The organism is Aminobacter sp. BA135, from assembly GCF_050859125.1.
GTDB classification, from domain to species: domain Bacteria; phylum Pseudomonadota; class Alphaproteobacteria; order Rhizobiales; family Rhizobiaceae; genus Aminobacter; species Aminobacter ciceronei.
The window spans coordinates 242171-261508 of record NZ_CP139574.1 but is presented as its reverse complement, the minus strand read 5'-3'; the positions used below and the strand labels follow the sequence as shown (position 1 = coordinate 261508).

Below are 19338 nucleotides of genomic sequence, written 5' to 3'. Positions count from 1 at the left end.
CGCGCCGGCGTTCACCGGCGCCCAGCGCATGCGTCAGAGCTTCGGCTCGGTGCCGAACCACTTTTTGTAAATTTCGGCGTAACGGCCATCCTGCTTCATGTTGGCCAGTGCAGCGTTGACCTTGACGACCAGTTCGCTGCCTTTGGGAAAGCCGATGCCATATTGATGGGCCATCATCTGCTCGCCGACCGCCTTGACCTTACCGCCGCCAGCCGTCTTCACGTAGTAGAGCACGTTCGGCGTGTCGTGCATGGCTGCGTCGACGCGGCCCGTTTGCAGCTCGAGATAGGCGTTGTCGATGTTCGGAAACTGGCGCAGTTCCGTGTCCTTGAAATGCTCCTTGGCGTAGTCCGTCGCGGAAGTGCCGGTCTTTACCGCCAGGATCTTGCCTTTCAGGTCAGCCTCACCCTTGACGGCGCTGTCGGCAGGCACCATCAGCAGGAAGCCGCTGTCGTAATAGCCGTCCGAAAAATCGATTGCCTTCTTGCGCTCGTCCTTGATCGTGATGCCGGCGAGCGCGACATCGACCTGCTTTGTTTGCAGCGCCGGGATGATGCCGTTGAAGTCCATGGGCTGCAGCGTGTAGGTGACGCCAATCTCCTTGGCGATTGCGTCCCACATGTCGATGTCGAAGCCGACATACTTGTCGCCTTCCTTGAACTCGAACGGTACGAAGGCAGTGTCCGTGGCGACCACGAGATCTTCGGCCCGGACGCTCTGTGTGAAGGCTATGGCCGTCGCGAAGGCGGCAAACAGAACGCTACGCAGTTTCATGCAAGTTCCCCTTTTTTGCTTGTGTTATTTGCTTGGAAGTGAGGTGGTCGCGGCGTCGATGGCATCGCCAAGGCGTTCGACGATGCGGCCGATGTCACGTCGTTCGACGATGAAGGGCGCGCCAGCAGCACGTGGTCGCCGAGGCGGCCGTCAATCGTGCCGCCCATCGGATAGACCATCAGACCTCGCGCCATCGCTTCCTTCTTGATCCGTCCGTTGAGCTTCAGTTGCGGGTCAAAGGGCTCTTGCTCGTACGATCGGCCACCAGTTCGACGCCGCGAAACAGCCCTCGCCCGCGGATGTCGCCGACGTGATGGTGATTGCCCAGGCGTTCGGTTAGCTGTCGCTCGAGTTCGTGGCCCATCGTGACCACATTGGCGATCAATCTGTCGCGCTTGATCGTCTGCTGGACAGCAAGGGCGGCCGCCGCAGCCATCGGGTGGCCCATATAGGTGTGGCCGTGCTGGAAAAAGCCCGAGCCGCTGGAGAAGGCCTCGAAAATCCTGTTCGACAACAGCACCGCACCAATCGGCTGGTAGCCACCGCCAAGCCCCTTGGCGATTGTCATCAGGTCCGGCGCGACGCCGTCCTGTTCGCACGCATGCAACGTGCCGGTGCGGCCCATTCCACACATCACCTCATCCAGGATCAGCAGCACGCCGTAGCGGTCGCAGATGGCGCGGATGCGCTTGAGGTAATCGGCAACCGGCGCAACCGCTCCGGCAGTGGCCCCCACCACGGTCTCCGCCACGAAGGCGATGACCTGATCGGCACCTAGCTCGAGGATCTTGTCTTCGAGCTGCAGGGCGGCTCGTGCGGCGTAAGCTTCGTCGCCTTCGCCGACTTCCTGCAGGCGGTAGGCGTAGCAGGGATCGATATGGTGCGTTTCGATCAGCAGCGGCTTGAACTGCGTGCGCCGCCATTCGTTGCCGCCGGCAGCGAGCGCGCCGAGCGTGTTGCCATGGTAGCTCTGGCGGCGCGCAATGATGTGCCGGCGCTGCGGTTCGCCCTTTTCGACGAAATATTGCCGCGCCATCTTCAAGGCGGCCTCGACCGCCTCGGAGCCGCCGCTGACCAGATAGGCATGGCTCAGGCCGGATGGGGCGTCCTCGACCAACAGATCGGCAAGTGCTTCCGCTGCCTCGGAGGTGAAGAACCCCGTATGCGCATAGGCCAGCCGGTCCAACTGTTCGTGCAGTGCCGCGATCACCGCTGGATGAGCGTGCCCAAGACAGGACACGGCAGCGCCGCCGGATGCGTCGATGTAGGATATGCCGGCTGCGTCGAACAGTTCGACACCTTTGCCACCGACCGCAACTGGCAACGGGGCATGGATGGCGCGATGCAGAATTTTGGTCACCGGCGCTTGGTCCTTGTCTTGAGGTGCGTGTTGAGCGCGGCCGATTGCCTGTCGACGCTGGCAAGCGCTTCGCTCGCGGCATCGCTGGCCTGGCCGGCGACCAGAGCACCAAGGATTTCGGCGACGACGAAGGCCGGTGACATAGTGTGAAGGAAGGATGGGCTTTCAGTCGGAACAACGACCGTGCAGGCGGCCAGTTGGGCCAGCGGGGCGACGGGGCTGTCGGTGATTGCAACGACCGATACCCCGCAGGACTGGGCATATTCGGTCAGCTCTATGGTCTGTCGCGTGTAGGGCAGCACGCTCACCGCAACCAAGACATCGTTGCGCATTGCACTACCCAGGATATCCGAACCAATCCCGCCGATCGCGTCGAGCATGATTGCTTGCTTGCCGGCCAGAGACAGCACGTAGTGAAGATGCCAAGCAGGCGAGTGACTGGAGCGCAGGCCGAGGCAATAGACACGCCGGGCTGCTGAAAGCCGCCGCGCTGCCTCGACAAGACCATCCAGGGAAGCAGCCCGGGACAGCGAGCCGATCTGGGTGCAAACACCGCTGAGCATGTCGGTAGCCAGCGCATGGTCACCCTTGAGTTTCTGGCTTCTTGCCTGGGCGCCGACGCGGCCGGCGAAACCGGTCACGTCATTGCGCATGGCATCGGCATAGAGCTGGCGAAGGTCTTCGTATCCGGCAAAACCAAGGTGCTTGGCCAGCCGTGTCATGGTGGCGGGCTGGACCTGCGCTTGCCGCGCCTGCTCGCGCATCGACAGCAGCGCCACCTCGCGCGGCTGGTCGAGCACATAGCGCGCGGCTGACTGCAACTGCTCCGACATTGCGTCGAAGGCCTGCACGATCATTTCCGAAAGAGGACCATTTTGCATGCAGTTCAAATACACCGCTCGCAAGTAGATTGCAACATATGTTTCAAAATTGTAAAGGATGATTGTCATGAATCATGTGTGAGGTCGCCCCTATGACAAACACTTTCCAGCCGCAACAGGTGGCAATCGCCGTTGCCCCCAACGGCGGCCGGCGTACGAAACTCGACCATCCGGCCATACCGCTGACGCCGACCGACATGGCGCGTACGGCTGCTGAATGCCTCGAATCGGGTGCCAGCATGATCCATGCACATGTGCGCAAGTCTGACGGCGGCCACCTGCTTGACGCCGACGCTTATCGGCTGGTCGATGCTGCGATCCGCAGCGAGGTTGGCAATCGCCTCGTAATCCAGATCACGACGGAGGCACTTGGCATTTATACCCCAGCAGAACAGATCGCGGTGTTGAAGGAGGCGCGGCCGGAAGCCGCGTCTCTGGCTCTTCGGGAACTCGCACCCGACGAGGCAGCCGAACCCGCCTTTGCCGATGCGCTGTCCTGGATGAAGCAGGAAAACGTCCTGCCGCAGGTCATCCTTTACCACCCTTCCGAAGCTGCCCGGCTCAATGAGATGATCCGGCGCGGTGTGGTGCCCTGGGACGACATACCGGTTCTTTACGTGCTAGGGCGCTATACCGCATCTCAGACCTCACTGCCGTCCGACCTGCTGCCGTTTCTCGCGCCTGAAATGCCACGCTTTTCCAACTGGAGTGTCTGCGCTTTCGGTCGACACGAGGCAGCGTGCGTCTCCACTGGGGCACTGCTTGGCGGCCATGTCAGGGTCGGCTTCGAGAACAATCTCTTCTTGCCTGATGGAGAGTTAGCAGAATCCAATGCGGCGCTGGTCGAAACGGTTGCAGTAGCGGTGCAGGCACTCGGCTACGGTCTTTGCGACGCGATGGCGAGCCGAGCGCTGTTTCGCGGACCAACTCTTTAATGGCTTGCGCAATGGAGACCTGTCCCGGTCAATGGATCACGATCCGTCGCATTGGTGAAAGAGCGATTGGTTACGAGGTTATCGGCAAGGGCGAGCGGGTCCTCTCTTCCGGCATGTCTTCTGACCGAGCAGGCCTCCCGCTCTTGAGGTTGTCACCCATGCCGTGTGCGACCGGCATTTCATCGTCGACAGCCTGTGTTCGAAGTCAATGCGCGCGAAATCAGCGCCGGCGTTGTGGATTTCCCGATCCGGGATGCCATGTTCGATCGCATAGGTTGGTACGGAGAACTGGCTTCACATGCGGCCTTGATAATCGGGCGATAGATAACTCGATGCGGCTCGGACCGCGCATTGATAGGCGACGACGCATTGGCATCGCGCCCTCAGCCCTGTGGGCCGGGCATTGCCGCCTCACGGGAACCGCTGGCGGTCTGGTACCCGCTCCAAGAAACCTTTGAACGTTGTCGAGCCGGCTTATCGGGTTTCGACGGGCGAGCTGCCGCCGACTGATGGGCAGGGTCTGGGACGAAACGACCCACGATGAACATGTGCTCAGGCTTTGAAATGGAGGATGGGTGGTATCAATTGCAGTTTCATCCAACGCGGACATTTCAATAGCCGCCCGGTACGCTGCGGCGCAGGATCCTTATTGCTCCTGGAGATTAGGCATTTCTTCAACCGAGTAGCCGTAGGTGAGCGGAGAAATTGCGGGCTCCCCCGAAGGCGATGCTATGATGATAGAAACCGTTCGGTGAGGCGTGCCCACATGGCCGCGCCCGTGGTAAGGCTGTCGTCGTTGAAGTCGTACTTCGAGCTGTGCAGGATCGCCGAGTTTTCGCCGTTGCCAAGGCGCAGGAAGCAGCCCGGCTTGCGTTCCAGGAAATAGGCGAAATCCTCGCTGCCTGGGATCATTGGGCAGACGCCCACATTGCCTTCGCCCACCAGTTCCTGGACCACGGCGGTGGCGAAGGCTGTCTCTTGTTCCGCGTTGATGACAACCGGATAGCCGCGTTCATAGTCGACGGAAACACTGCCCCCATGCGCTCCGGCGACTGAGGATGCGATATCGCGCACGCGCTGCTCGAGCGTCTCGCGCACGTCGCGCGAGAATGAGCGGATGCTGACGGTGATCTCGGCACTTTCGGGGATGACGTTGGACGCCGTCCCGCCGTGAATGGTTCCGACCGTCACCACAGCCGTTTCCGTCGGATTGACGTTGCGGGACACGATTGTCTGCAGTGTCATCACCATGTTGGCCGCGATCACGATCGGATCGACCGTCAAATGCGGACGGGACGCATGGCCACCGCGGCCTGTGATGGTGATCGTGGCGGTGTCGGCGGCAGCCATCAGCGGCCCTGAACGCATGAGAAACGTTCCTGCCGGCGCACCCGGATGGTTGTGCAGGCCAAAGATCGCATCACAGGGAAAACGCTCGAAAAGGCCGTCGTCGATCATAGCCTGGGCACCACTGCCTCTTCCTGCCTCCTCAGCCGGCTGGAAGATCAGATTGACGGTACCGTTGAAATGGCGCGTGCGCGCCAGATATTCCGCTGCCCCGAGCAGCATGGTCGTGTGGCCATCGTGGCCGCAGGCATGCATCTTGCCGTTCACAGTGCTCGCATAGGGCAAGCCGGTCGCCTCCTGGATCGGCAGAGCATCCATGTCCGCGCGAATGGCGATGCTGCGGCCGCCTTCGCCCTGCCTCAGCCGGCCGACAACCCCGAGGCCGCCAACATTGCGCGTCACCTCATAGCCCCAGCCTTGAAGCCGCTCGGCGACATAGGCAGCGGTTTCGAATTCTTCGAACGACAATTCCGGATGCGCATGCAGATGCTTGCGCATTTCAACAAGTTTGGCTGCCTCGTCCTCGAAATCCTCAATGCGGGCGAACTGGTTTGAAGTTTGAAACATGAGGCGTCTTTCCTTGCTCAGGCCCACCGGTCAGATAAAGCGGCTGAGGAAACTTCTGGTACGGGGATGCTTGGGATTGGTCAGGACCTCGGCGGGTGAACCCTGCTCGACCACCACGCCTCCATCCATGAACACGACGCGGTCAGCCGCTTCTTTGGCGAAGCCAATCTCATGGGTAACCACGATCATGGTCAGGCCTTCCTTGGCCAGGTCACGCATCGTCGCCAGGACCTCGCCCACGAGTTCCGGATCGAGAGCGGAAGTGGGTTCGTCAAACAGCATCAGCCGCGGGCGGATTGCCAGCGCGCGGGCAATTGCCACGCGTTGCTGCTGGCCGCCGGACAATTGCCTGGGATAAGCGTCGAACTTCTCGGCAAGTCCGACACGCGTGAGGAGTTCGCGGGCATGGCGGGTGGCTTCAGCCCGGTTCTGCTTGTGGACGCCGATGGGCGCCTCGATGACGTTCTCGAGGGCCGTCATGTGCGGGTAGAGATTGAACTGCTGGAAGACCATGCCGATCTTGCTGCGCTGAGCCGCAATATCGCGGCTGCCGAGCTTGTTCAGCCGGTCGTTCTTGAGGCGGAAGCCGATCTGCTCCTTGTCCACCTCGATGAAGCCCTGGTCGATCGTCTCGAGATGATTGATGCAGCGCAGGAAGGTCGATTTCCCCGAACCTGATGGCCCGAGGATGACTACCACCTCACCGGCCGCGACATCGAGGTCGATGCCCTTGAGGACTTCGAGCGGGCCGAATGCCTTGTGGACACTACGGGCGCGAACAAGGACGGTTTCAGACGCGCTCATCGGCGGCTCCCGCAGTTATGGTGTTTTCCTTCTTCCGGTCAGTGGCTGCACCGCGCTCGCCGCGATTGTAATAACGTTCGATGGCGCCCTGCCCGACATTCAGGATCGAGGTGATGAACAGGTACCACAGCACCGCCACCATCAGCATCGGAATGATCTCGAACGTCCGGTTGTAGATCGACTGGACGGAATAGAGCAGGTCGGCCATGGCGATGACGCTGACCAGGGAGGTTGCCTTGATCATGCTTATCAGCTGATTGCCGGTTGGCGGCACGATGGACTTCATCGCTTGCGGAATGATGATGCGCCTGAGAGCACGCGCCTTGGTCATGCCAAAGGCTTGCGCTGTCTCGGCCTGGCCCCTGTCTACCGAAAGCAGACCACCGCGAATGATCTCGGCCATGTAGGCAGCTTCGTTGAGCGCAAGACCAACGATGGCGGCCGTCAGCGGGGTGATGAGGTCATTTGTGTCCCAGCTTGCGATTCCAATGGAAATGCGCGGGAACAGCGTCGACATGTTGTACCAGAAGATGAGCTGAACGAGCAGCGGTGTTCCGCGGAAGAACCAGATGAACAGGCCGGCCAGCGAAGACGCCAGCCGATCCTGCGACATGCGTGCAATGGCCAGGATCAGCCCGAGCACAACGCCGATGATCATTGCGACGACCGTGAGGCCGAGTGTCACCCACAGGCCCTGCATGACTGTCGGGTCGAAGAAGTACTGACCGACGACCGGCCATCCGAAGTTCGGATTGACCGCCACGATGTAGGCGAAGCCGAGAGCGACGAGCAAGGTGATGGCCCACAAGGCTACGCGCGTGAGGGGGAACGGTACGTGCGCGAGTTTTACGTCGCGCAGCGCATCCTCGGTCCGGTTCAGAGCGGAACTGGACATTGGCTCTTACTGCCCCTGATTGATGCCGGGGGTGTCGATGATGTTGTTCTCGAGACCCCACTTCTTCATGATTTGAGCGTAGGTGCCGTTCTCTTTCAGGATCTTGAACGAGTCGAGCAGCACGCCGCCCAGCGGCGAGTCCTTCTTGACGACGGCACCCTGGTAGATGTCCTTGAAGCCGTTAGCCTGACCGACGGCTGCCAACTCAAGCTGGCCATTGGCCTGCTGCACAAAATAGGTCAGCGGTGCCTGCGAGGAGAAAAAGGCATCGGAGCGCTTCGAACGTACGGCCAGGATCGAGCTGGGCTGATCCGTGAAGGACTGCACCTCGACGGCTGGCTTACTGGCGCCAACGCATTTCTCAGACTGCTCCTTGATGACCTTTTCCGCCGAGCCGCCGGCCATTACTGCGATGCGCTTGCCGCAGGTTGCATCGAGCGAGGTGATACCCGAAGGATTGCCCTTCTCGACGGCGAAGACGACATACTCGCGCGCCCAATCGATAAAGTCATTGGCCTTCTGGCGATCGGGATAGTCGCCGACGGGGCCCATGGCGAACTGATAGCGTCCGGAATTGACGCCGCTGAGCAGTGCCGGAAGACCGGCAACAGATGCGTGGTCGATGGTTATCCCGAGCAATTCCCCGATGGCCGTCGAGATATCCTTGGTGGCGCCCGTCAACTCGGTTCCGGTGACGATTTCATAGGGAGGGAACGACCCGTTGTTGACTGCGACCATCTTGCCCGCGTCGCGAATCTCCTGCGGCAGGCGTGCGCGCAGGTCGTCGTTCTGGGTCTGCTTCTGGATATCCTGAGACCAGGCCGTGTTTGCAGCCATCAGGGCTGCGACCGAGGCCAGAATGCAAAGCGATTTCTTCATGATATTCTCCTCCATCATGTTGGTGATTTGCTTCAGGCAGCGTTCGCCGGAAGCTTGGCTTCAAAGGGAAAAAGCGACTGTGGTGTAAGGTCGGACTTCAGGACGCCCTGCTCGCGCAGTTCGGTGATGAACCCCCTGATCATAGCGGAGTTGGCTTCGAGCCCGCTGTCGTTCCAGCTTGGCGGCAAATGGCGTGCCGAACGCAGCAATTCATTGAAGATCCAGGGCGTTGTTTCGGCGTATTTGCGCCGCTTGGATGTCCAGGCCCGCTGGCTTTCATCGACGAGTCGCGCCAACTCGCCGGGAAGCCAGGGATGCTGCTCGGCGAGCTTTGCCTTGACCGCAACAATATGCATTCCGGGAACATACCCGACCTGGTCGAAATAGGCCTTTTCCGCCGCCGGGAAGTCGGGCAGCAACTGGCGGAAACCTGAGTCGTTCTCGAAGTACCCGTCCGGCATGAACGGAGTGAAGACGGCGTCGAGCTCTCCATCCGCAAGGAGCTCCATCATTGGACGCTCGCCGGGCGCCGCCTCGATACGTCCAGGGCGACCAAAGCCGTCCAACCGGTCAACGATCGGATGAGCCGCTGTCAGGCGGCCGGCGACCCAGAATGCATCTTCTACGCCGACGCCTTCGCGCCGCAGCGCCGCCCGTGTCCAGGTGTTGCCCGAGTCACGCCAGCCCGTGACCCCGATACGCTTGCCGGCAAGGTCCGACAGCTTGGTCAGGGGGCTCGCTTCGGTCGTGATGATGCACCTGTGGCGAAAGCCGCGCATGATGAAGCAGGAAATGCCGACAACCGTATTGATGCCCTCCGCCATGGCTGACGTGTAGCGGCTGAAGGACACTTCGGCGGCATCATAGACATCGCTCGCCGCAAGGTCGGGGATCAGCGTTCCGACCCGGTCGACCTGAAGGTCGATGCGCTCCGAGGACACGTCACCCAGGATCAGCGGTGTCAGATAGTCCCAGTCCCGGGTGGCGATTTTGATCGGAACGCCCATGAAATTCCTCATGTCGGTGGATTTGACGAAAGCTCCGTAAATGTTTAGGTCATTTCCAGCAAATGTTATTATGACATTAAACATTTAAAGTTGCCGGCTATGGTTGATCGATATGATGCTCAATGGTTTGCAGATCGCCTTGGCGATCGTACCTCGCGCGGCATAGCGCTCGAAACCGGGGCGATGATCCGTTCAGGGCTCCTGCCCGTCGGCACCAAGCTGCCGTCAGTGCGTGATCTTGCATTCACGCTCGGGATAAGTCCGGCGACGGTATCCATTGCCTGGGCCGACCTGCGCCGCCATAAGGTCATCGGCGGGCGGGGTCGGAATGGGGCCTGGGTGATGGGCGATCGTTTTGCACCACGCCCAACCCGGCTGGTCAGCAGCGGCAATTATGGCCCGGATGTCCTGAACCTCGGCGTGGCATCGCCAGATGTCGAACTCTTACCGCCGCTCGAGCAAGCACTGGTCCATGGCGCGAAGGCCAGCCAGCTGAACAGCTACGAGCGTGTCCGCATCCTACCGGAACTCGAGGCGGTAGTTCGACCGACATGGCCCTATGATCCCGGAGCCTTCCTGGTCACGAATGGCGGGTACAACGCTGTCTACACGCTGCTGCATGCACTGGTCCCTCCTGGCGCACCGGTGGCGATCGAAGAACCCACAGCCCTGCGCCTGCTCGACATTCTGGAAGATCTCAACGTTCCGATAGTCCCTGTCGCATGCGACGGCTCGGGACCAATTCCGGAGGCGCTGGCGCAGGCGATGAAGGCAAATCCCGTCGCGTTCCTTTTTCAGCCAAGGGTGCACTCCGTTACCGGCACCTCACTCACAAGAGAAAGACTAGAAGCCCTGGGCGACGTACTGGAAGGTTCGGGAGCGCTCATTATCGAAGATGACGGCGTCGGCGACGTCTCAGAGGCGGCCCGACACTCATTGGGTTCCCGCTTTCCGGACCGTGTCATCCATATACTGTCATACTCAAAGACGTTGGGGCCGGATTTGAGACTGGCCGTACTGTCGAGCTCTGCGAGCGTTGTAGAACAGGTTCAGTCATATCGGAGCTTCAGCGCCGGTTGGACGAGCCGCATCCTGCAGGCTGCCACGTCCTGGCTCTTGCAGGATGCCGAAACCGAAAATGTAGTGCGCCTGGCACGGGCGGCCTACCGGGAGCGCCGACACGCTCTGGCAGCAGCCTTGTTCGAGCACGGGGTGGAGATCAACGCAGGCGACGGGCTGAGTGTACTGGTTCCGGTGGAGTCGGAGAACTACGCGCTGATAACCTTGGCCTCGCGCGGCATCGCCGTCAGTGCTGGCTCCAGGTTCTCGACGAAGCCAATCAGCTCCGTTCGCGTCGCCACCAGCGTCCTTCAGTTGTCAGACGTCCATCGCGTCGCCGATGCGATCTCGGTGGCAGCTGCCACGCCGAGATAGGCGCTTCGCAGACCCAGTCACGACAGCTATATCCAATTTTTGGCCGAAAACTCTGACGAGTAGCTGGACCAGCGGCTGGCGCTGCCATTCGAGGCGCTGCACCCGGCACGATCCGTTATTCGCGTTGTCAGCATTGCCTATGGCAGCAGCGACCGACAGTGAATGTCAGGCTATGAATGTACTTTACGAGGCCGGTTCCGGACTGTCCGTATCTTGGTGGCCGGGCGCTTGGACCTCTCCCGATTTTTCTGGCGATCGGGGGCCTTGGCGACAACCATCCTGCTGGGCCTAGGCCTCGGCCGGTTTTTTGATAGCGAGAGCGGCGCGGGCGGGCGGCGGATCAGGCCGTCGCGGTCAGCGCGGGGGAACGAGCGCGGGGATGATGACAAGGATTTTGAACGGGAGCGGTAGGGGCAGTCCTATACGCGACTTCGTATAAAAACGGGATATACGCGATCGCGTATATAGCGGGCTTTGCGTATCGGCGATCTTGTGAACCCTCGGTGCACGTGTCGGGGCCTCATCAAAGGGGCGCGTCCAGCGAGTCGGACCGGGTGCCAAGCGGTGCCCCAAGCCGACAGGCGTCTCGATACCACATTTAAGGAAGAAACATCATAAATCGCAGTATGTTAACATAATTTACGTGAACTAACACAACATAAAAGACTTGTACGTGCGCGACGCGATTGACTTGGAGTGTCGCATCATTATACACTTGTGACCGCACGACATAAAAAACTTGATGCGACCCACATGCCTACGCCGAACGAAAAGCTCGCCAACTCCCTAAGCGCCTTGCAAGAGCTGCAAAGCGGCGGGCGGCGCATATTCAAATCCAGCGACCTGAGCCGCGTTCATCGCGAGCGGCTCCTGCAACATGGGTTCCTGCGTGATGTCATCAAGGGCTGGCTCATGTCGACCGGGCCGCAGGCGCAGCCGGGCGACACCACCCCGTGGTACGCCTCGTTCTGGGAGTTCTGCGCCCGCTATTGTCGCGACCGGTTCGGGAATGACTGGTTCCTGTCCCCGGAGCAGTCGCTGTTGCTTCATGCCGAAGCGACCGCAATTCCCCGGCAGGTGATCGTCAACAGCGCCAAAGGGACAAACAACAATCTGGAGCTTCTGTTCGGCACCTCGATCTATGACCTCAAGGTCAAAGAGATGTCGTCAGGAGAAGATTTGGTCGAGAGAAACGGCCTGCGTCTCTACGCGCCGGACGCCGCCCTCGTGAAGGTCCCCGAGTCCTTCTTCCAGCGCGCGCCCATCGAGGCGCAGGTCGTGCTGGGTGCGGTCCGCGATGTGTCCGGCATCCTCGGCCGGTTGCTCGATGGCGGTCACTCCGCTGTGGCGGGGCGCCTTGCCGGGGCTTTCCGTCGCGTGGGCCGCGATGGTTTCGCCGATGAAATCGTCAAGACCATGAAGAGTGCCGGTTTTGATGTGCGAGAGAGCGATCCCTTTGTCGCGCAAATCTATGTTCCGGCAGTCGTTGCGGGCGTGGCCCCCATCGTCGCCCGACTCAATGCCATCTGGGAAAGCCAGCGCGGGCCGGTCATGGAGATATTCCCCAAAGCACCGGGCATGCCTGCGGATAAGGGGCGCTACATGAAGTTTGTCGAGGACATCTATGAGAGTGATGCCTACCACTCGCTGTCCATCGAAGGCTATAGCGTGACGCCCGAACTGATCGACCGCGTGCGGCAGGGCGGATGGAACCCTGAAATCGATGAAAAGGACAGGCAGAGCCGCGATGCCCTTGCCGCGCGCGGATACTGGCAGGCCTTTCAGAAAGTGAAGGATTCGGTCGCCGCGATTCTGGACGGCGCGCAACCCGGCGCGCTCGTGCGTGACCAGCACCGGGACTGGTATCGTGAACTGTTCGGCCCGTCTGTCGTGGCGGGCATTTTGAAACCGAGCGCCCTTGCCGGGTATCGCAATCACCCCGTTTATCTGCGCGGCTCGTCTCACGTGCCGCCGCGTTCCGAGGCCGTGCCCGAAGGCATGCAGGCGCTCTTCGATCTGCTGGAAAAGGAGACCGAACCCGCTGTCCGCGCGGTGCTGGGGCATTGGCTTGTGGGCTACGTCCATCCTTATCCTGACGGGAACGGGCGCATGGCGCGGTTTCTGATGAATGCCATGCTGGCAGCGGGGGGCTACCCGTGGACGGTCGTGAGAGTGGAGGATCGTAGCGCCTATCTCGCAGGGCTTGAGGCAGCGAGTGTCGACATGGATGTCGGGCCGTTTGCCGCGTTCCTGGCCGAGCGGGTGCAGTGGTCTATGGAGAAGGCGGCGTGAAAGCGTTGGTGTCACATGTTTAATTTGCTCGTCTCCGGCCACGGTGAATGGTGGGAAACACAGCCCTTCACATCAACCATTGACCGGTTCAAGGAATATAGCGGCTATCGACCTCGCGCGCCCTGAGACCCTGCGTCAGCTGGAGCAAATACCTACGCTATTGATGTACGAAGTCGGAGCCGGCGGCCCGCATGCCCGTGTGGTCAGACACGGACGCATTCGCAATATCGTCCGGCGAGGACATGAGCTGGCCTTCACCTTCGAACTTGACCCGGAACATGCCTATCTCGACAGGGCGGAAGTATTGAGAATTGCGGATCAGCTGGGCATTGCTCAGTTCGAGCAGCACCGGACGCACTGGGCGATCAAGCACGGCGACATTCCCGCAGAGCTGATTGCCATGGGTACCGCTGAACGTGCGCAGCGCACAGTGACTGTGGTTGCCGCAGAGTATGTCGAGGCGCGCCGGGAGGGACGACGGAGAGATTCTGACGACCTGGCGGAAGAATTGCAGAACTTCCCGCCAACTCTCGACAAAGCCCTGTCGCTCGTGCCGGCACGAATCCTTCAGCAGCCGACACCTAAACTATATCCGATCCTGGGAGTAGAGCCCCGTACACCTGAAGGCCGCAATGCGGTCGTGGCAGTCCTCGTGAGAGACAACAACCGGCAGGACTTGCCTGCCGACTGGTCTTATTCGCTGGCATGGTTCCTCGACCTCTACGGGAGCGCGACGGAAGCTGCCCGCCTTGAGGCAGCATTGGCGGCATGCGCCGCGCATATGATCGCGCTCGGCGCTGTTGAGGGCAATGTCGCTGCGTCTGTCGAAGACATCGGATACGCCCTCTGGCGCTGTTCAAGAAGTCCGAAACTTGTCGGCGATCTGCGCCGCGAAATAGCTGTTCTGACGGACCGCCTCGTGTGTCGCCAGGAGGTTGAAGGTTGTTGGAACGAAACCAGAGAAGGGGGCGCCCTATCCGGTGTTCGCGCCACGGCGTTGGCGGCGGTGGCGCTTCAATGGCTGGGTGATGATCGCTATCATGAAAGCCGTGTCATGGCTGATCACGAAAGTCATTCCTGACCTAGGCGCGCTTCCGCGAGACGCTGGCCAAGCCGCTCCCGACGTTATAGCCACGACGCTCGCGATGGAGGCCATTCGCCGGTCTGATTTTGTCGATAACGTGCCCCATGTGCTGGCGGCCGGCGATGCCTGGCTGGTCTCCGGCCAGACTGTGCTGGGAGGATGGCAGGCTGAGCCGTGGGCGGAGGATTTCGTGGCAGCCATGGTGCTTGAGTATCTCGCGCGCCAGAATGAGATGCTTCCGCAGGTGGATGGCTTTCTCCTGATGGCGCGGGATTTCTTCCGCAAGGCGGAAGAGCTGCGGCTGGAAGGCGGTGCCAACAACCGGCGCCTTTCTGCCATTCGCTTCCGGCCGCGCAGACTGACGTGCCCCCGCCACACTTCCGATCTCGTCAATGATCCCGTATTTGACGAGAACGGGCCGGTCGAAAATCTTGCCATTCATAGGCTCGTTCAATCAGGCGGGCTCCTTGTGAGACAACTCGTCGATCCAATTGCTGCCGCCAATGGCACGTTTCGAGCGCACATGACCAGCGAACGTGCCTTCCTACGCTCATAGCGTTTTCAGGGCTGATCGTTGGGAACTGCTCGTTCAGTACAACGCGGTCATGTCAAATGTGGCCCCGCCCAACGAGGGCATGCTAGTTGCGAGAGAACTCGTTGATCATCGTCAATCGACAAGCAGCGGACTGAGGTATGGGCTCGACAATAACTCAGCCATCTCGCCTCCGTGTTGTACTACGGTACCTTGCAGGGGTATGCTTCCTTCCTGCAGCGCAGAAATCAGCGAACCGGCATAGCCAGCCGCCAACTGCGTCAAAGCGTTGAACGGTCCGAGGCTTCGGACCGATGCAAAGCGGTGGCAGACAGTTCGTTCCGTCGGCTGGCGTCCGCGATAGCCGCGTGCGGTGACGACGACCAGAACCACGTCGTCCTCTATCACCGGCAGTCCGTTGTAGAGCAGGGATTTCAGCATGTCCCGGCGGTTACGCAAGTCAAGGTCATCAAGCAGAAACCGCATATAGTCGAGATGATTTGGATAGCGGATAGTCTTGAACGTTGCGTTCCTCAGAGTAGAATCGGACAGTAGCTTGAGACAGTCAACTCCTCCCGAGGTGGCAAAGGCCTCGTAGTTGACACCCTCTGCGCAAAAGCGCTCATAATCCTCTAGCGGAGACAGGGCCACCAACTGCCCATTGCGGATGGCCATGCTGGGTAGCGTGTATTCGTCGATCAGCCCGTCGACGTTCCATATCTGGCCGTAGCCAAGCCTGTTATTCGGATATCGTGGAATTGCGCCAAGTCGAATAATGAGATCGGAAACTGGTGAAAACTCGCGCAACAATCCAAAGGCAATATTCTCGACGATTCCTGGTGAGGCGCCGCAGCCGGTCATGACGGCTCGCCTCTGCGACAGCGGCTCGAGGATGGACCGCGTCTGGTCCTTAGCGGCTGAAAAATCCAGATAGTGCACGCCTGCTCGGGCGGCCGCCGCAGCGATCCGAGGCACCGCAATGTTTGGTACGGCGGAAACTGCCATGTCCTGGTCCGACAAGATCGGATCCAGTTCTTCCCCCCCGCGTAGCGCTCGAAAACCGGCATCAATGTTCAAGGCGCGCGCGCGATGGAGTGCATCTTCGTTGTGGTCGACGAGTTGGATCGCGAAGTCACTGTTTTTGGTGAGGGTTACAGCTAGTGCCGTGCCTACATTGCCTGCACCGAATATGGTGAGCTTGAACTTCTCCATTGTGACCTCAGGACTTGAAGCGCGAAACGAAGGACCGGAGCCGCTCGTTCTGCGGATTCAAGATGATGTCGTCCGGCCGGCCTTCCTGGGCAATGATGCCGTGGTCAAGGAACAGGACCCTGCTCGACACCTCAGCGGCGAACGACATTTCGTGGGTAACGATGGCCATGGTCATACCACCCTCCCCCAGTCGCTTGATCACAGCCAGAACTTCGCCGACCAATTCGGGGTCGAGCGCGCTCGTCACTTCGTCGAGCAGCAGCACCTCCGGTTCCATGGCCAGTGCACGGGCAATCGCCACGCGCTGCTTCTGACCGCCAGAGAGATGGTTGGGATAGGCCGCGTGCTTGTCGACAAGGCCGACTTGGTTCAAGAGGTCCATTGCCAGGGCATCGGCTTCCTGCCGCGGGCGACCGCAGACCACGATGGGCCCTTCCGTCACGTTCTGTAGCACGGTCTTGTGCGGGAACAGGTTGAAGTGCTGGAACACCATGCCAACATGGCGGCGCAGCGTTCCAATGCCGATCTTGTCGCCAGTGTCGCGAAAGCGGTCGCCCACGTCCTGTTGACGGAAGCTCACGACGCCCTGGCTTGGCGTCTCCATCATGTTAAGGCACCGGATAAGAGTCGACTTGCCAGACCCCGACGGGCCAATCAAGGCAACCACTTCGCCACGGAACAGTGAAAGGTCAATTCCCTTGAGCACTTCGTGCGAACCGTAGCTCTTGCGCAGGCCGACGACTGAGATCACCGGCACGGCTGCGGTAGAGTTGGCGTTGGTTTTCATGGCCCGTTTCCGTTAATCGCTGACACGAAGGCGTTTTTCGATCCAGTCCGCCGCCTGCGTTAGCGGTAGCAGCATGGCAATATAGAGGAGGGCCATCACTGTGTAGGACTCCAGTGGCCTGTAGGTCTGGCCATTTACGACCGCGGCCATGTAGGCGAGGTCGGCCACAGAGATGACCGAGACAAGCGAGGTATTCTTGAACTGGATGACCGACTGATTGATGAAGGACGGCAGCATCCGCTTGAGCGCCTGGGGCAGTACGATGCGCCTCATCGACTGCCACGGGCTCATCCCGATAGCTGCGGCCGCCTCTCGCTGGCCCTTGTCGATCGACACGATGCCACTTCGGAAGATCTCGGCGTAAAACGCGCCGACATAAAGCGACAGGGTCAGCAGGGCTGCAACCCGGTTGTCGATCGAGCCGCCGACGAGCAACGGAAACGCATAGTAGAACCAGAGCAGCTGAACCAGCAACGGCGTGCAGCGGAAGATCTCCTGGTAGGCGCGGGCCGTCAAATTGAGAACCCGCCAGCGCGAAAGCCGCGCAGCGCAGGCCACGAAGCCGATCAGCACACCAAATAGGATCGAGGCGAAGGTGTAGACAACACTGATCCACAGCCCCCAGACGAAAAGGTCGTAATACTGCCAGACCGAGTGAAAGTCCCAGTTATATGTCATGCACTGGCTCCCTCGATACCGACCAATGCGCCCAGACAACAGCGCGCTCCGGTCGACCGGCGGGTATCGGCGGCGCCCACTCCCTGCCGCTCGTCCGATCCCTGATGGGTGCAGGCTCGGTCATGCTCGTTTCCCCTGTTTTGAGTTTGCCAGCGAACGAACCCCCGTTACCGGCGCACCGATAGTTGATTGCAAGCGGCAATTCGGCAATGCAAACAATCGCCGACCGCTTAGCGAATTTATCGTAAGGCAGATGCCGAACCGACGCGGGACAGAATGCCCGCAAGACGTTGCCTATTTGCGTCCGAGACCGTCACAAGCGGAAGACGCAATTCGGGAGACGCAAGATTTGCAAGCGCCAGCGCCGCCTTGACGGGGCCTGGATTGCTCTCGATGAACATTCCATCCACAAGTTCGGCGATCATTTCATGGTACGCGAGCGCCTGCGCGAGCTCTCCCTGTTGCCAGGCCGCGACCATTGCCACCATTGGCGTGGGCGCCACATTGGCGACCACGCTGGTGACGCCGCATGCGCCGAGCGACAGGAACGGCAAGGTCAGAGCATCATCGCCCGAATGGATAATCAACTTTTCGCCGCAGGCAGCGCGAAGCTGTGTTACGCGAGTTGCCGAGCCTCCGGCCTCCTTGATGGCGACGATGTTGGAGCATCGCTCCATCAGAGCCGCACAGGTATCCGGCGCGATCTCGATGCCGCAACGGCCCGGTACCGAGTAGAGCATCACCGGCAGCGATGTCGCCTGTGCCGCCGCGGTGTAATGGGCGACAAGACCTGACTGCGTTGGCCGATTGTAGTATGGCGTGACGACGAGCACCGCGTCTGCGCCGGCCTTTTCAGCACGCTGTATCTTATCGACAGTCTTTCTCGTGTCATTGCCGCCCGCGCCCGCCATAACCAGCGCACGCCCGTCGGCCAATTTCACCGTGCGCGCGATGAGTTGATCGGCCTCATCATCGGACAGGGTCGGGGCCTCGCCCGTCGTGCCGACGGGCACCAGACCGGCGACACCAGCGGTGATCTGGCGGTTTACCAGTGCATCGAACGCCTCACAGTCGACGGCGTCATTTCTGAAGGGAGTGACGAGTGCCGTGAACACACCGGCGAAACGTTGAGACAGGTTATCCATTACCTAGGTTCCTTATCTTGTCTTGAAGCAATCCGCACAGCTGAACCGACCGATGGCAGGCGCCTCGGAAACGAGCCATTGAGCAGCCGAAATCGCGCCATCGGCGTAGGCCGCAAGCGTGTGAACGACGAAAGTCAGGGAGACTTCGCAGGAGCCTAGGTTGAAACGTACTTCATTGAACCCGGCTGTATTGCTTTTCCGGCGCGTGACAACGGTGGTGGCTCCTGCCGCAAAGCCCATCACGCTGCTGCGTTCGGCCTGAAGACCTTTGGCCAGCAGGTCCGATGGCGCGGACACCGTACCGGGCCTGCTATGCTCGTGGGCCTCAACGACCGTCGGCTCCACTCCTGGCAACTGCCGAGTGAAGCCGAACGCGACCTGCGTGAAGGCCTCGAAGCCAAGTGCGAAATTCGCGCTGATCAGGAGCGGTCGGAAGCGCGACAGCGCCGTCAGTCTGGCGTCCTGCTCGGCAGTGTAGCCAGTCGTGCCGATGACCATCGGAATGCGTTTAGCGCCCATGGCGTTCTGGAGCGCCATGGAAGCTGCCGGCGTGGAGAAGTCGATCATCACGTCACAGTTGCTGTTCATCGCCGCCGCGGCCGGGCGATACACCAGGCTGCCGTTCGCAACTGGCCTGCCGATCAGGTTGGAGCTGGGCGAAACCAGTGCTGCGGCCAATTCCAAGCCGGGATTGGCCAAGATAGACTCGACCAGTCTTGTTCCAA

The 19338-nt window shown here is 60.5% G+C and carries 17 protein-coding genes and 1 pseudogene; 5 read left to right on the top strand and 13 right to left on the bottom strand.

Annotated features, from left to right (window positions below; translation table 11 throughout):
* Positions 1-33 precede the first annotated feature (33 nt).
* The 3 genes and pseudogenes from glnH to SLT36_RS31910 all read right to left on the bottom strand — a co-directional run bounded on the left by glnH (position 34) and on the right by SLT36_RS31910 (position 3015).
* The gene (glnH, locus tag SLT36_RS31920) at positions 34-774 is read right to left on the bottom strand and encodes a glutamine ABC transporter substrate-binding protein GlnH (protein WP_432289347.1); all 741 of its coding nucleotides are present in this window, start codon (positions 772-774) and stop codon (positions 34-36) included.
* A 24-nt stretch (positions 775-798) separates the two neighbouring features.
* Positions 799-2134 (bottom strand): annotated as a pseudogene (locus tag SLT36_RS31915) (aspartate aminotransferase family protein).
* Entirely contained in the window at positions 2131-3015 is an 885-nt protein-coding gene (locus tag SLT36_RS31910; RefSeq protein WP_432289345.1) for a MurR/RpiR family transcriptional regulator, read from the bottom strand. The pseudogene SLT36_RS31915 and the gene SLT36_RS31910 overlap by 4 nt, the downstream one beginning before the upstream one ends.
* A gap of 92 nt (positions 3016-3107) precedes the next feature.
* Here SLT36_RS31910 and SLT36_RS31905 point away from each other — a divergent pair, with 92 nt between their 5' ends.
* Positions 3108-3950, top strand: coding sequence for a 3-keto-5-aminohexanoate cleavage protein (locus SLT36_RS31905; protein WP_432289343.1), 843 nt, complete (start codon positions 3108-3110; stop codon positions 3948-3950).
* A gap of 729 nt (positions 3951-4679) precedes the next feature.
* On the opposite strand, the gene SLT36_RS31900 is transcribed toward SLT36_RS31905, so the two are convergent.
* From SLT36_RS31900 to SLT36_RS31880, 5 genes are all read right to left on the bottom strand, one after another.
* Entirely contained in the window at positions 4680-5864 is a 1185-nt protein-coding gene (locus SLT36_RS31900; protein ID WP_432289342.1) for a M20 aminoacylase family protein, read from the bottom strand.
* A 30-nt stretch (positions 5865-5894) separates the two neighbouring features.
* Positions 5895-6668 (bottom strand): amino acid ABC transporter ATP-binding protein, encoded by a 774-nt coding sequence (locus SLT36_RS31895; RefSeq protein WP_432289340.1) that lies wholly within the window; start codon positions 6666-6668, stop codon positions 5895-5897.
* Complete coding sequence (locus tag SLT36_RS31890; protein WP_432289339.1) at positions 6655-7563, bottom strand: amino acid ABC transporter permease; 909 nt, start codon at positions 7561-7563, stop codon at positions 6655-6657. The genes SLT36_RS31895 and SLT36_RS31890 overlap by 14 nt, the downstream gene beginning before the upstream one ends.
* A gap of 6 nt (positions 7564-7569) precedes the next feature.
* The gene (locus SLT36_RS31885) at positions 7570-8400 is read right to left on the bottom strand and encodes an ABC transporter substrate-binding protein (RefSeq protein WP_432289688.1); all 831 of its coding nucleotides are present in this window, start codon (positions 8398-8400) and stop codon (positions 7570-7572) included.
* A gap of 74 nt (positions 8401-8474) precedes the next feature.
* Entirely contained in the window at positions 8475-9449 is a 975-nt protein-coding gene (locus SLT36_RS31880) for a nitrate ABC transporter substrate-binding protein (RefSeq protein ID WP_432289337.1), read from the bottom strand.
* A gap of 99 nt (positions 9450-9548) precedes the next feature.
* On the opposite strand from SLT36_RS31880, the gene SLT36_RS31875 reads away from it, so the two are divergent.
* The 4 genes from SLT36_RS31875 (at position 9549) to SLT36_RS31860 (ending at position 14815) form a co-directional block, all read left to right on the top strand.
* Positions 9549-10883, top strand: coding sequence for a PLP-dependent aminotransferase family protein (locus SLT36_RS31875; RefSeq protein WP_432289336.1), 1335 nt, complete (start codon positions 9549-9551; stop codon positions 10881-10883).
* A gap of 753 nt (positions 10884-11636) precedes the next feature.
* Positions 11637-13175, top strand: a complete 1539-nt coding sequence (locus SLT36_RS31870) for a Fic family protein (protein ID WP_432289334.1) — start codon at positions 11637-11639, stop codon at positions 13173-13175.
* 160 nt (positions 13176-13335) lie between these two features.
* Entirely contained in the window at positions 13336-14256 is a 921-nt protein-coding gene (locus SLT36_RS31865) for a hypothetical protein (RefSeq protein WP_432289332.1), read from the top strand.
* Complete coding sequence (locus tag SLT36_RS31860; RefSeq protein ID WP_432289331.1) at positions 14216-14815, top strand: hypothetical protein; 600 nt, start codon at positions 14216-14218, stop codon at positions 14813-14815. Before SLT36_RS31865 ends, SLT36_RS31860 begins: the two co-directional genes overlap by 41 nt.
* A 111-nt stretch (positions 14816-14926) precedes the next feature.
* Here the strand turns inward: SLT36_RS31860 and SLT36_RS31855 are convergent, their stop codons facing one another.
* From SLT36_RS31855 to SLT36_RS31835, 5 genes are all read right to left on the bottom strand, one after another.
* Positions 14927-16003 carry a saccharopine dehydrogenase family protein gene (locus SLT36_RS31855; protein ID WP_432289329.1) on the bottom strand — a complete coding sequence of 359 codons (1077 nt, stop codon included), beginning with the start codon at positions 16001-16003 and terminating at the stop codon, positions 14927-14929.
* 7 nt (positions 16004-16010) lie between these two features.
* Positions 16011-16790 (bottom strand): amino acid ABC transporter ATP-binding protein, encoded by a 780-nt coding sequence (locus SLT36_RS31850; protein WP_432289327.1) that lies wholly within the window; start codon positions 16788-16790, stop codon positions 16011-16013.
* A 12-nt stretch (positions 16791-16802) separates the two neighbouring features.
* On the bottom strand, positions 16803-17468 hold the full coding sequence (locus tag SLT36_RS31845) for an amino acid ABC transporter permease (protein WP_432289325.1): 666 nt from the start codon (positions 17466-17468) through the stop codon (positions 16803-16805).
* A gap of 239 nt (positions 17469-17707) precedes the next feature.
* The gene (gene dapA / locus SLT36_RS31840; RefSeq protein ID WP_432289324.1) at positions 17708-18613 is read right to left on the bottom strand and encodes a 4-hydroxy-tetrahydrodipicolinate synthase; all 906 of its coding nucleotides are present in this window, start codon (positions 18611-18613) and stop codon (positions 17708-17710) included.
* 12 nt (positions 18614-18625) lie between these two features.
* Positions 18626-19312, bottom strand: a complete 687-nt coding sequence (locus tag SLT36_RS31835; protein ID WP_432289323.1) for a 4-hydroxy-tetrahydrodipicolinate reductase — start codon at positions 19310-19312, stop codon at positions 18626-18628.
* Between the last annotated feature and the right edge of the window lie 26 nt (positions 19313-19338).